Genomic DNA, 12,078 nt, shown 5'->3' with positions numbered 1-12,078 from the left:
TTACTTAACTCTCATAAGAATAATACTAATTTCTTCAAGTTAAGTTACAACTTACATTTTAGAAACTTTAGGTTAAATAATCTAATATAACTATTTAACTATTTAGAATATAATTTATTCTTCATCATACTTCTTATATTCTTCTTCTTTGTAAATATTGTCTTTTTTATCGTCTTCATGTACATCAATATCATTCTTTATATCTTTAACACTATTTACATATTGCATCATTTCTTCCTGAGATACATGTGGACAATTTTCACAGTTTATTCTTCTTGAATTAAATTCTTTTACTTTTTTTTTTAATTCTTCATATTCATAATCCTGTTTTTTGTCTCTACAATCACAGTCATAATCAAATTCGTCATACATATAGTCATCATAGTCACTATTTCTATAATAATTTGTATCAACCATTTGAGAATTAGATTTACGATTTTTTACCATCTTATATACAGCATATGCACCCACACCTGTAAGAACTGCTCCTGTGAACATCATTGGTTTACTCATTCCATCATCTTTTTTATGCATTTGTCTTTTCATTAAATATGTTAACATATTTTTTTCTCCTTTCTAATTTTTATTTATATCTATAGATAGTATCTGTATTATTTTGATAAAAATTAGGTTATTTTTAAATTACAATTTTTACAAATATAAATTTATATTTTGTGTTCGATATTATTTTTTATGTTATACTATATGTATAACAGTCTTTTTCATTTATAAAGCATAATGGAGGTTTTTTATGGTTCTAAATCTAGATTTTAATAGTGATAAATCTATTTATGTACAAATTAAAGAAGAAATAACTAAAGCTATAGCTTCAGGAGAATTGAAAATAAACGAATCACTTCCATCTGTGAGAAGTATGGCCGAAAACATTGGTGTAAATTTACATACAGTGAATAAATCTTATAATGAGCTAAAAGAAGAGGGCTTCTTAAATATTGATAGAAGAAAAGGTGCTATTGTTGCTAAGCTACCAATGAAAATAGACAATTCCACTCGTCAAAAAAATAAGCTTGACTTAGAACTTCTAGTAGCAAAATCTTATTTATCAGGTATCAGCAAAGAAGAATTTTTATCGCTAAGTTCAACTTTATTTGACAAATATGAGGTGAAATACTATGAGTAAGATTGAATGTCTATTTACAATATTCCCAATTTTAATTTTGATGTATGCTACATTTTATTTTATGCCATATTTAGTAGGTAATAAACATATTTATGGAGTTTCTATAGACCAAGAACACAAAAACTATACTAACTTTATAATGCTAGATAAGAAATTCAAAAAACTTTTATCTTTAGGTTTTATTATAGACTTTATATTAGTTTTTATTCTAGTTCTTACATCTGATAAATTAGAATTTTCCTATTTTATTAGTATAACTGGATTTTTATTATATGAAAGTTTATTGTATATTCATACTCATAAAAAGGCTAAAAAGTTTAAATCAGAAATTTATTCTATAGAAGGTCATATAGATATGGATTCAAAATTAATAGTAGATATGGATTTCTTAAATAAAAAAGATAAAATAATAAAAAGGTTTAAAATATTATATTTAATACCAATACTACTTGCTTTTGGAATGAGTATTTTTATAGCATCTAATTATAATCAACTGCCAAACTTAATTGTTATAAATTGGAATATAAATGGGACACCTAATTCTTTTATGGAAAAATCATATTTTAATGTGTTTAAATCAATAGGCACTGCATTCTGTTTAATCGTTTTATTATATATAACTTCTATTGGTTCTATAAAGTCAAGAATTAAGATAGATTCAAATAGAATTGAAGAAAGCAGAACTGAAAACATTAAATATCTAAACAAAATTGGTTATTTATTTTTGATATTGATGATTTTAATGACAATACAATTTTTCATTGCTTTTTTATCAATAAAAACAAATTTATCAACTGCTATGACCATAGCAACATTTGTGGTTATAATTTATTTAGTGTTAACATATATTAAGTCTCCAAATTTAAAGTCTAACTCTTCTTATTCTCCAGAAGATGATGAAAAACATTGGATAGCGGGCATCATATACAATAATCCAAACGACCCATCATTAATGGTTGATAAGAGATTTGGTATTGGTTATACTGTAAATTTTGGGAATCCTATAGGAAAAATAATATATATTGCTATAGCTTTACTTTTAATTTTTTCATTGTTTAGCCTAATAAAATCTCTTTTACTTTAAATACCATAAAAGGTATCTTACTTGTATTATTGGGTATTATATTTTGTAGGATAAGAAATATTTCATATTATCATTGAAATATAGTATTTATATTTTACTAGGAATGGAGATTTGCATAATGTTGTCAAAAGCTGAAATCAAATACTTTAATGAATGTGCTTCTGAAATACTTTCTTCAGAACAAGTACAACTTATGAGAACATTTCCTCATCACGGCGATGTTTCATGTCTTGAACATAGTTTGTCAGTAGCATATTATAGTTATCTATTATGTAAAAAATTGCATCTAAATGTTGATATTCAAAGTGTTATTAGAGGAGCTTTATTACACGACTTTTTCCTTTATGACTGGCATTACAAAGGGGATAGAAAAGGATTACACGGATTTACTCATCCTAAAGAAGCACTAAAAAATGCGAATTTATTTTTTCAAATAAATGAAATGGAAACAGACATAATTTTAAAACATATGTGGCCACTTACAATTACGCCTCCTAGATACAAAGAGGCCTTAATTGTATGTTTGTTGGATAAATTTTGCTGTTTGGTTGAGACTTTAAAGATACATTCTTTACTATCTCCTTACCATGTATAGAATATTTCTTTAGCATAGTTAAAATTTAACTTTAAAGAGGTCTTAAGTATTATAACTTAATACCTCTTTATTATTTTATTCTTTAAAATACTATTTTTTTATAATATCATTGTAAGCAATAATATTTAACCTTGATAACTTACCCTTCTTATAGACATGCTTACTACCTTAAATAACAGTAAACCAGCTATCAGATTTATTAGTATTGCTGGTACTACTGCAACCATAAACAATGCTATAAATGAACCTCCAGGAAGACCTACTATTACTTGAGCAAACAATAAAAATGCAGTTCCACTCACAATAGTTCCTATTGGAAAGATTATTGTAGCTACTATTAAGTCTTGCTTTTTATTACTTAAGTTTTTCATAAATGGTAATTTATAAATTATATACATTATCATGAACATTATATTTATTGTAACAGTTTTATCAAGTATATTTGGAACTTGACCTCCTGGAAATTTAGTTGTTAATGCTGCAAATATTCCTGTCACAATTCCTGCCACTAAACAAATTTTATAATCATCTTTGTTCAATATCATTATTATAAACATCATTGCTAGAGATATATCTGGTTGCATTGGAAGTCCTATAGCAGGTGTAAGTTGATGTATTAATAATCCCATAGCTAAGAGTATAGCATTTAAAGTTAATTTTTTTGTATTTGATTTCATTGTAATAATTCCCCCTAATTTTATTAATATTTATTTTATTTCTTTGCCAATTTTCTAAATCATTTTCATTAGCTTTGAGAGTTCATAACATCTTTTTCACCACCTTTTATCTCATTTATATATTTTTATTTTGAAATTTTTGTAAAATAAAAAACTCCGTCCTAAATTAATAGGACGGAGATTATCCGCGTTGCCACCTAAATTATATAAAAAATAAACATAAACTTATTTCTTATACATCTCATTATCAGGTACTTACATACCTTATTCGCTGTAACGTGCGACTGACGATAAAGTCTACTCTCATAATAATATGATTTCAATTCATTCCTCTAAGGTCCATTCACTATATTCCTTCTTGCTAAGATTCCACCATCCTCAGCTCTCTATCTTGAAGCTAAACATAATTACTCTTCCTTGTCATAGGATTTTTAATTTGCTGTTGCTATTATAATATTCTAAATTTTTATAATTGTCAACTCTAATTTTTATTTTATTTTAAATTTGTAAAAAGCATAGCATAATCTTTGTAAATGTTTTAAAATTTAATTTAATAATCAAAATTAGAAAGGATGATAATATGTTTAGAGAAATGAGATTAAAAAAGAGAGAAATGACAAAAGAAGATACTGTAGAAGTGTTAAAGAATGGTGAATTTGGTACTTTTTCCACTATATCTGAAAATGGCTATCCTTATGGAGTAGCTGTAAACTATGTGTATCTTAATGATTCTATTTACTTCCATTGTGCAAGAAATGGTCATAAATTAGATAATATATCAAAAAACAACAAAGTTTCTTTTTTAGTAGTTGCTAATGAAAATGTTATTCCAGACAAATTTAGTACTACATATTCTAGTGCTATAGTGTTTGGAAAAGCTTCAACTGTAGAAGATGAAGAAAAGAAAAATGCTCTTGTAGAAATCATAAAAAAATATTCTAAAGGATTTTTTGAAGAGGGAATGAAATACATAGAGAAAGACATAAATTTAACAACTGTAGTTAAAATAGAAATCGACCATATTTCTGGCAAAGCTTCACGTTTATAATAACATATTAAAATACCTAAAAGTAGCTATATAGCCACTTTTAGGCACTTTCTTTTGACATTCTTATAGACTAATTCTTTTTAGATAATCTCTTATCCCCAGCTTAACATCATCATTTGGTCTTATATCAGAGTTATCACCTGCTATATGTAGTATTCCATATGCTGGATGTCCTCCTCTTACTGTACATGGAACTGATAAAAGAGTCATTCCCATATGTTGAGCAAATATATTCATTGCTTGCAAAGATAGCTCTCCTCCTCCATGTTGTGAACCTGCTGTGGCAAAACAACCAAATATTTTCCCACTCAAAGGAGCACCTACCCAAATATCAGAAAAACTATCCATAAACATCTTCATTGGTCCAGATACATTTCCATAATATGTTGGCGAACCCATAAATATAGCATCATAGTCTAGCAATTCTTTTCCAGATTTAATTATATTTACACTTTCAAACTCATCTTTATATTCTTTAGAATTTATTAAATAATATTGAAGAAGTGTTTTTGCAACTTCGTCACTTACTTTAAACATATCTACTTCTATATCCATTTCTTCAAGCACTTCTTTATATGTTCTTGCTAATAAATATGTACTCCCACAAACACTATGAAAAATTACTGCTGCTTTCATCTTTATCCCCCTAAGTAAATTCAAATTTATTTTTTATATAGTATTTTTTATAATTAAATACTACTAAATAATACTAAATGGATTCAAATATACATCACTTTTTATTACTTCAATTTCATTAAAGTCTCTCAAAAATCTCTTCATGACATCTTTGAATATATCTTCTGTATCAAAATGACCACAATCTACTATACACATTCCAATATCAAGTGCATCTTGTGCTTCATGATACTTTACATCTCCAGTTATTAATACTTCTGCACCTTGTCTCTTAGCTTTTTTTACAAACTCAGAACCAGCTCCTGTTACAACTGCTACTTTGGTTATATTTGTATTAAGGTTTCCAACTACCCTGATATGTTTCATATTTAATTTTTCTTTTATTTTATTTGAAAGGTCTTCTAATGTCATACTTTCATCAAGTCTACTAACTCTACCTAGACCAAATGTCTTCCCCTTATTTTCTAACTTGTACAAATCATATGCTACTTCTTCATAAGGATGTGCATCCAACATAGAACTTATCACCCCTCCTAAAAGCTTCTGTGGCACTACAGTTTCAATTTTAACCTCATTTACAGCTTCTATATCATTTATGCTTCCAAGAAACGGATTGGAGCCTTCTAATGGCTTAAACTGTCCTTCACCTTCTATTGAAAATGCACAATCACTATAATTTCCTATATGACCTGCTCCTGAATTACTTAAAACTCTTTTCAATTCATCTGAATAATTACATGGTACATATACTGCAAGTTTATATAAAGTCTCGCTTTCAGTCACATCTAAAACCTTTGAGTTACCAAATTCCATAATCTCCATAAAATAGTCATTTAGACCATCAAATGCTATGTCAAAGTTGGTATGCATAGAATAAAGTGCTATATCATTTTTAATAAGTTTTTGTATAAGCCTACCTTTTAAATCTGCACTATTAATCTTATTAATTTTCCCAAATATAAAAGGATGATGTGTCACAATTAAATCTATGTTTTTTGAGATGGCTTCATCAATAACATTTTCATTAGCTTCCAAAGATACTAATACTTTTTTTACATCCATATCAAAATCTCCAACTATAAGACCTACATTGTCCCAATCCTCAGCTAAGTTTAGAGGATACTTTTTTTCAATTTTTCTAGTTAGACTCTTTAATAACATATATGCCTCCAATTTATTTTATTAAATTTTCAAGTTTTTTTATTGCAGTCTTACTATCTTCTCTCTTCTTGTCTATTGCTTCCCCATTCTTTCCTTCTAGGTTATTAACTATAGCACGATATGTCTTTATCTTTTTTTCTATAAATTCATTAAAAAGAGAGTCCTTATTTTCTAAAAGTTTTATTCCAGTTTCAAAATATATCTCATCTTCTATTATAGTATTTTTACCTGTGTATTTGGCAACTATTATTTCATATATCCTAAAATCTTCTCTCACCAAAACTTCTTCTGAGATTTCATAACCATTATTTAAAAGATAACGTCTGAGTTCTTCTTGTGCTTGCATAGGTTGTAGTATCAATTTTTCTACATTATGCGCCACTTGTTTTTTAGCTTCAAGAAGTTCACTTATCAAAATTCCACCCATACCAGCAATTATTATTTCTTCTATTTCTCCTACTTCAAGAACCTCTATACCAGAACCCAGTCGTAAATCAACCTTATCTAAAAGATTGTTCTGTATGACCTCTTTATGTGCATTGTCAAGAGGCCCTTTATTAACATCTGCCAATACTGCAAATGGTACTCTTCCCTCTTTTAACAAATATACTGGTATATATCCATGGTCAGTTCCTATGTCAGCTATTTTTTTACCATCTGATACCAATGATGCTATTTTTAATAATCTATCTGTTAATTTCAAATATATATCTCCTTTCAATTGCCTTCATTTATAGTCTTTATATTAAATTATAATCATTAAATTAAGGTTATTATAAAAAATAAAATTAAATCTCTACTACAAAATAGCCATGAGATATCACTTATCCCATGGCCTTTATAACAAAAACATTAATGATGTATCTTTTTAATCTAAATAATCTCTAAGTTTTTTTGATCTACTTGGATGTCTTAATTTTCTTAGTGCTTTTGCTTCTATCTGTCTTATTCTTTCTCTAGTTACATCAAACTCTTTTCCAACTTCTTCAAGAGTCCTAGCTCTACCATCTTCAAGGCCAAATCTAAGTTTTAATACTTTTTGCTCTCTATCATTTAATGAGCCAAGTACATCTTCTATTTGTTCTTTTAGTAAAGAATATGCTGCTGCCTCTGCTGGGGCTGGAGCATCATCATCTGGAATAAAGTCTCCTAAATGACTATCTTCTTCTTCTCCTATTGGTGTTTCTAAAGACACAGGGTCTTGAGCTATTTTCATTATTTCTCTTACTTTATCTTCTGTCATTTCCATTTCTTTTGCAATTTCTTCTGGTTTTGGATCTCTTCCAAGTTCTTGAAGTAGTTGTCTTGATACTCTTATTAGCTTATTTATAGTCTCTACCATATGAACTGGTATTCTTATAGTTCTAGCTTGGTCTGCAATGGCACGTGTTATGGCTTGTCTTATCCACCATGTTGCATAAGTACTAAACTTATATCCTTTTGTATAGTCAAATTTTTCGACTGCTTTTATAAGACCTAAATTTCCCTCTTGTATTAAATCTAAAAAAAGCATACCTCTTCCTACATATCTTTTTGCTATACTTACAACCAATCTTAAGTTTGCCTCAACTAACCTTTGTTTCGCTATCTCATCACCTTCGTGCATTCTCCTAGCAAATTCAACTTCTTCATGTGGTTTAAGTAGAGGAATTTTTCCTATTTCTTTTAGGTACATTCTAACAGGGTCATCTATACTTATCCCTTTTGGTAAAGATAAATCCACAGTTTCTATTTCTATTGCAGAAGAGTCTTCATGTGAAATCGCTTCTGTATCTTCATCCAGGTTGCTAATACTTAAATCATCATCAGTAGTCGAAAAATCTATATCAGCTTTATAATTTTTTGTTTCTGTTATTTCTATTCCCAGATTTCCTAAAGTCTCATAAAGATTTTCTACTTGGTCCTTATCAAGTTCAGTCTCTGAAAAAGCTTCCATTATCTCTGCAAGTGTTAATGAACCTTGCTTTTTTCCTTTTTCTATTAATGTCTTAGCAGTAACTTTTTTTAACTCTTTTTTATTCGATTTATTTTCCACACTCAAACCTCCTTTCTCTACAAGCTCTTTAAAATTTTATTTATATCAACTATTTTTAAAGCAATTTCCATAACTCTACCATCTACCTCTTTCATATCATTATTATTTTCTAATTCTTGTTGCTCTCTCAACAAGCTGTTAATTTGTTCTTCTAATGAATTTTTTCTGATATTTGTTACTATTCCTTCTATTTCTTTTGTGTTCTCTAAGTTTATACTATTCAGAGAAATTGAATTTAATTCTTTTAAGTATTCTTCGGATATGTTTAAACTTTTCAATTTGTCAATAGTTATTTTGTCCAATTCTTGATTTTTAATCATGTAATTTAAAATTTCTTTACTTTCTTTCAATAAAAAATCACTTTCTTCTACTTTTAGTAACGCTATTTCTCTAATTTTTTTATCTTCTAACATTATTTTTATTAGAGTCTCTTCAACTAATTGTTTTCCATCTTGTCTGACTTCGACTTTTTCAATTATCTTTTCTTCTGCTTTCTTTTGATTTTTGTTGCTATATGGCTTATTATAATTTTTACCATATACTTCTCTCTTTATAGACTCGACATTAATATCTATTTGATTGCTTAAATACTTTGTATAAAAATCAATTTCAACAGGACTTGTCAATTGTTTTATAATCTTAGAAGCTTCTTTTGCGAACTTCACTCGTTCTTCATCTTTTTGAATATTAAATTCTTTTTTAAGATGATCTATTTTATATTTTATGTAGTGAGTAGAAACATCCATAGCTTTTTTATAATCATTAAGTCCATATTTTCTTACAAATTCATCTGGGTCTTTAGCATCTTTTAAATCCAATACTTTTACATTAATACCTAATTTAGTAAGTATATCCATAGCTCTTAAAGTTGCTTTTATTCCTGGTTCATCAGAATCATAAGATATAATAGCAGTGTCCGCATATCTCTTTATTAAAATGCCTTGTTGTTCAGTCAAGGCTGTTCCAAGGGTTGCTACTACATTTCTTATGCCATACTGATAAAGCGAAATTAAATCCATATATCCTTCAACTAAGACTATAGTTTTACTCTCTAAATTTTTTCTAGCAAAGTTTAATCCATATAAGTTCTGTTTTTTATTAAAAATTATTGTGTCTGGAGAATTTAAGTATTTTGGCAAAGAATCATCTAATACTCTTCCCCCAAATCCTATTATATTTCCTCTATAATCGAATATAGGAAACATAACTCTATTTCTAAATTTATCATAGCAATTAGTTCCATCTCTGTTTTTTGCAATTAGACCGCACTCCAATAAATCTTGTTTTTTATATCCTTTACTGATTAAAGTATTCATAAGTGAATTCCATGAATCTAAAGAAAATCCTAAACCAAATTTCTTAATAATTTTATCATCTAGTCCTCTTATTCTTAGATATTCATACCCAAGATTTTTACTTCCCAACAAGTTTGAAAGATAAAATCTAGCAGCTTCTGTGTGAATATCTTGGAATTTTTTAGATTTTTCTATTTTAATTCTAGTCTCTTCATTCATGTTAGTGTTAATTTCTATACCACATTTATTTGCTAAAATTTTTACAGCATCCATAAAATCCAAATTTTCCATTTTCATGACGAAATTTATTACATCTCCACCTTCTCCACATCCAAAACATTTATAAATTTGTTTTGATGTGTTTATATAAAAAGATGGTGTCTTTTCACCATGAAATGGACATAATCCTTTATAATTAGCTCCAGATTGTTTTATATTCATATATTCAGATATTATACTTGCTATATCGCATCTAGCCTTTATTTCTTCAATAATGTCTTTTATATCATTCATATTATCACCTTCTGGTGTAATTTTTTGTGTTAACATTTCTATTCTACACTATATTCTAAATTTGTCAATCACTCAATATACAGAATTCGACTTTTTTTATTGATATCCTTCTTATTAATCAAAAAATTTTTATTTTTTATATTAATTATATCAATATTAAGTCTTTATTTATATCAAATGGTCTAACTATTAAATTATATATAACCTATAAATTTGTATCAATAACCATTACGAATAAAAAAGAGGCTTTTGCCTCTTTTAATAATTCTTAATTGATTCCATTAAATCTTCAAACTCATCAAAACAAAGAGATTGGGCACCATCTGATAGAGCATTTTCTGGGTCAGGGTGCACTTCTACCATTATTCCATCAGCTCCACATGCAAGTGATGCCATTGACATAGGTTTTATCAAGTATCTAATTCCAGTAGCATGACTTGGGTCTACCACAACAGGAAGACCTGTTTCTTTTTGGATAATAGGTACAGCAGCTAAATCTAATGTATTTCTAGTATAATCATTATATGTTCTTATACCTCTCTCACACATTATAATATTGCTATTTCCTTCTATTGCTATATATTCTGCAGCACCTATCCATTCAGTAATTGTCGATGCTATTCCTCTTTTTAACATAACAGGTTTGTTTTGTCTTCCTACTTCACTTAAAAGTGTAAAGTTTTGCATATTTCTTGAGCCAATTTGAATTATATCACTTATACTATACAGGTCGTCCATATCTCTTACATCCATAAGTTCTGTAATAACAGCTATGCCAACCTCTTTTTTGACTGCTTTTAATATTTCAAGACCTTCTTTTTTTAATCCTTGAAATGAGTTTGGTGATGTTCTTGGCTTATATGCTCCACCTCTTAAAATATTTGCACCATGACTTTTTACAAATTTAGCAGTCATTAAAAGTTGCTCATAACTCTCTATTGCACATGGTCCAGCTATTATAAGTTTGTCTTTTTTTACAACTATCTCTTTATTATTTGTATTTATCTCTATTTTTGAATTACCATTAAATAGGTTTTCTTTCATAACCTACAAGCTCCTTTACTTCTTCTCTTTCTTCAGCAGATAGGAGGTTTAAATGTTCTTTTATTGATTTTTCATTTATTAGAAGTTCTTCATTTAAATCCATAAGTGGTATCAAAACGAAAGCTCTGTCTTGAATCCTTGGATGAGGTATTAATAGTTTTTCGTCAGTAGAGACTACATCATTAAAAAATAGTATATCTACATCTATAGTTCTTGGACCCCAGCGTACTATTCTCTCTCTGTGTAGTTCTCTCTCTATTTTTTGACAATATTCTAACAACTCATATGGTTCAAACTCTGTTTCTATTTCTACACACATATTTAGAAAATCTGCTTGTTCTGTATATCCCCATGGTTTTGTTTCATATAATCCTGATTCTTTTACATTATAGATAGATTCACTATTTCTTAAAAGCTCACATGCCTCTGATAAATTATTAAATCTATCCCCCATATTAGTACCTATTCCCAAATAAGCCTTATTCATCTCTTGTTCTCCTTATCTCAACACCAAAATAGTCATAAATTCCATTCACAGGAGCTTCTGGTTTTCTAACCCTAACCATGACTCCATTTATAAGCACAAATTTATTTAAGACCTCTTCTGCAATATTTTCTGCTAAAGCCTCCAAAAGATTAAATTGTTTATTTTCAGTAATATCCTTAACAACACTGTAAACCTCAGCATAGTTTACAGATTTATTTATATCATCACTAAGTCCAGCCTCTCTTGAATCAACATAAAGCTCCATGTCGATAAAAAATTTCTGACCTAGAAAATTTTCTTCTTTAAGCACACCATGATATCCATAGAATCCTAGATTACTAAGTAATATTTTATCCATTATA

14 protein-coding genes and 1 other annotated feature are annotated in these 12,078 nt (G+C 28.2%); of the genes, 4 read left to right on the top strand and 10 right to left on the bottom strand.

Going from position 1 to position 12,078, the window contains the following annotated elements:
- Window positions 1-114: 114 nt before the first annotated feature.
- On the bottom strand, window positions 115-561 hold the full coding sequence (locus ACTG46_RS07900) for a hypothetical protein (RefSeq protein ID WP_054269945.1): 447 nt from the start codon (window positions 559-561) through the stop codon (window positions 115-117).
- 190 nt (window positions 562-751) lie between these two features.
- On the opposite strand from ACTG46_RS07900, the gene ACTG46_RS07895 reads away from it, so the two are divergent.
- The 3 genes from ACTG46_RS07895 to ACTG46_RS07885 all read left to right on the top strand — a co-directional run bounded on the left by ACTG46_RS07895 (window position 752) and on the right by ACTG46_RS07885 (window position 2,820).
- Entirely contained in the window at window positions 752-1,141 is a 390-nt protein-coding gene (locus ACTG46_RS07895) for a GntR family transcriptional regulator (RefSeq protein ID WP_054269944.1), read from the top strand.
- Window positions 1,134-2,225 (top strand): DUF5808 domain-containing protein, encoded by a 1,092-nt coding sequence (locus ACTG46_RS07890; protein ID WP_223152497.1) that lies wholly within the window; start codon window positions 1,134-1,136, stop codon window positions 2,223-2,225. The genes ACTG46_RS07895 and ACTG46_RS07890 overlap by 8 nt, the downstream gene beginning before the upstream one ends.
- A gap of 118 nt (window positions 2,226-2,343) precedes the next feature.
- A complete protein-coding gene (locus ACTG46_RS07885) occupies window positions 2,344-2,820 on the top strand; it encodes an HD domain-containing protein (protein ID WP_054269942.1) in 477 nt (158 codons plus the stop codon).
- 125 nt (window positions 2,821-2,945) lie between these two features.
- On the opposite strand, the gene ACTG46_RS07880 is transcribed toward ACTG46_RS07885, so the two are convergent.
- Window positions 2,946-3,497 carry a tryptophan transporter gene (locus tag ACTG46_RS07880; RefSeq protein ID WP_054269941.1) on the bottom strand — a complete coding sequence of 184 codons (552 nt, stop codon included), beginning with the start codon at window positions 3,495-3,497 and terminating at the stop codon, window positions 2,946-2,948.
- A 167-nt stretch (window positions 3,498-3,664) separates the two neighbouring features.
- Window positions 3,665-3,930: a binding site (T-box leader), on the bottom strand.
- Between the two features lie 147 nt (window positions 3,931-4,077).
- Here ACTG46_RS07880 and ACTG46_RS07875 point away from each other — a divergent pair.
- Entirely contained in the window at window positions 4,078-4,545 is a 468-nt protein-coding gene (locus tag ACTG46_RS07875; protein WP_065388376.1) for a pyridoxamine 5'-phosphate oxidase family protein, read from the top strand.
- 63 nt (window positions 4,546-4,608) lie between these two features.
- Here ACTG46_RS07875 and ACTG46_RS07870 read toward each other — a convergent pair whose 3' ends face one another.
- The 8 genes from ACTG46_RS07870 to folB form a co-directional block, all read right to left on the bottom strand.
- The gene (locus ACTG46_RS07870) at window positions 4,609-5,181 is read right to left on the bottom strand and encodes a flavodoxin family protein (protein ID WP_054269939.1); all 573 of its coding nucleotides are present in this window, start codon (window positions 5,179-5,181) and stop codon (window positions 4,609-4,611) included.
- A gap of 63 nt (window positions 5,182-5,244) precedes the next feature.
- The gene (locus ACTG46_RS07865) at window positions 5,245-6,342 is read right to left on the bottom strand and encodes a Nif3-like dinuclear metal center hexameric protein (protein ID WP_479923902.1); all 1,098 of its coding nucleotides are present in this window, start codon (window positions 6,340-6,342) and stop codon (window positions 5,245-5,247) included.
- A gap of 13 nt (window positions 6,343-6,355) precedes the next feature.
- The gene (locus tag ACTG46_RS07860; RefSeq protein WP_243193114.1) at window positions 6,356-7,045 is read right to left on the bottom strand and encodes a class I SAM-dependent methyltransferase; all 690 of its coding nucleotides are present in this window, start codon (window positions 7,043-7,045) and stop codon (window positions 6,356-6,358) included.
- A 165-nt stretch (window positions 7,046-7,210) separates the two neighbouring features.
- The gene (gene rpoD / locus ACTG46_RS07855; RefSeq protein ID WP_054269936.1) at window positions 7,211-8,377 is read right to left on the bottom strand and encodes an RNA polymerase sigma factor RpoD; all 1,167 of its coding nucleotides are present in this window, start codon (window positions 8,375-8,377) and stop codon (window positions 7,211-7,213) included.
- A gap of 17 nt (window positions 8,378-8,394) precedes the next feature.
- The gene (gene dnaG, locus ACTG46_RS07850; protein ID WP_223152498.1) at window positions 8,395-10,185 is read right to left on the bottom strand and encodes a DNA primase; all 1,791 of its coding nucleotides are present in this window, start codon (window positions 10,183-10,185) and stop codon (window positions 8,395-8,397) included.
- Window positions 10,186-10,443: 258 nt separating this feature from the next.
- Window positions 10,444-11,229, bottom strand: coding sequence for a 3-deoxy-7-phosphoheptulonate synthase (gene aroF, locus ACTG46_RS07845; protein ID WP_054269934.1), 786 nt, complete (start codon window positions 11,227-11,229; stop codon window positions 10,444-10,446).
- Entirely contained in the window at window positions 11,210-11,716 is a 507-nt protein-coding gene (folK, locus tag ACTG46_RS07840) for a 2-amino-4-hydroxy-6-hydroxymethyldihydropteridine diphosphokinase (protein WP_054269933.1), read from the bottom strand. The genes aroF and folK overlap by 20 nt, the downstream gene beginning before the upstream one ends.
- The gene (folB, locus tag ACTG46_RS07835) at window positions 11,709-12,074 is read right to left on the bottom strand and encodes a dihydroneopterin aldolase (protein WP_054269969.1); all 366 of its coding nucleotides are present in this window, start codon (window positions 12,072-12,074) and stop codon (window positions 11,709-11,711) included. The genes folK and folB overlap by 8 nt, the downstream gene beginning before the upstream one ends.
- Window positions 12,075-12,078: the final 4 nt, after the last annotated feature.

The organism is Clostridioides sp. LIBA-7678 (assembly GCF_056716065.1).
This window is presented reverse-complemented; position numbering and strand designations above follow the sequence as displayed.

What these genes read in the sequence shown, in the direction of transcription:
- ACTG46_RS07875 (WP_065388376.1), top strand. Translation starts at nt 4,078, where the DNA reads ATGTTTAGAGAAATGAGATTAAAAAAGAGAGAAATGACAAAAGAAGAT.
- aroF (WP_054269934.1), bottom strand. Translation starts at nt 11,229, where the DNA reads ATGAAAGAAAACCTATTTAATGGTAATTCAAAAATAGAGATAAATACA.
- folB (WP_054269969.1), bottom strand. Translation starts at nt 12,074, where the DNA reads ATGGATAAAATATTACTTAGTAATCTAGGATTCTATGGATATCATGGT.
- dnaG (WP_223152498.1), bottom strand. Translation starts at nt 10,185, where the DNA reads ATGAATGATATAAAAGACATTATTGAAGAAATAAAGGCTAGATGCGAT.
- ACTG46_RS07900 (WP_054269945.1), bottom strand. Translation starts at nt 561, where the DNA reads ATGTTAACATATTTAATGAAAAGACAAATGCATAAAAAAGATGATGGA.
- ACTG46_RS07890 (WP_223152497.1), top strand. Translation starts at nt 1,134, where the DNA reads ATGAGTAAGATTGAATGTCTATTTACAATATTCCCAATTTTAATTTTG.
- ACTG46_RS07865 (WP_479923902.1), bottom strand. Translation starts at nt 6,342, where the DNA reads ATGTTATTAAAGAGTCTAACTAGAAAAATTGAAAAAAAGTATCCTCTA.
- ACTG46_RS07885 (WP_054269942.1), top strand. Translation starts at nt 2,344, where the DNA reads ATGTTGTCAAAAGCTGAAATCAAATACTTTAATGAATGTGCTTCTGAA.
- folK (WP_054269933.1), bottom strand. Translation starts at nt 11,716, where the DNA reads ATGAATAAGGCTTATTTGGGAATAGGTACTAATATGGGGGATAGATTT.
- ACTG46_RS07880 (WP_054269941.1), bottom strand. Translation starts at nt 3,497, where the DNA reads ATGAAATCAAATACAAAAAAATTAACTTTAAATGCTATACTCTTAGCT.
- ACTG46_RS07895 (WP_054269944.1), top strand. Translation starts at nt 752, where the DNA reads ATGGTTCTAAATCTAGATTTTAATAGTGATAAATCTATTTATGTACAA.
- ACTG46_RS07870 (WP_054269939.1), bottom strand. Translation starts at nt 5,181, where the DNA reads ATGAAAGCAGCAGTAATTTTTCATAGTGTTTGTGGGAGTACATATTTA.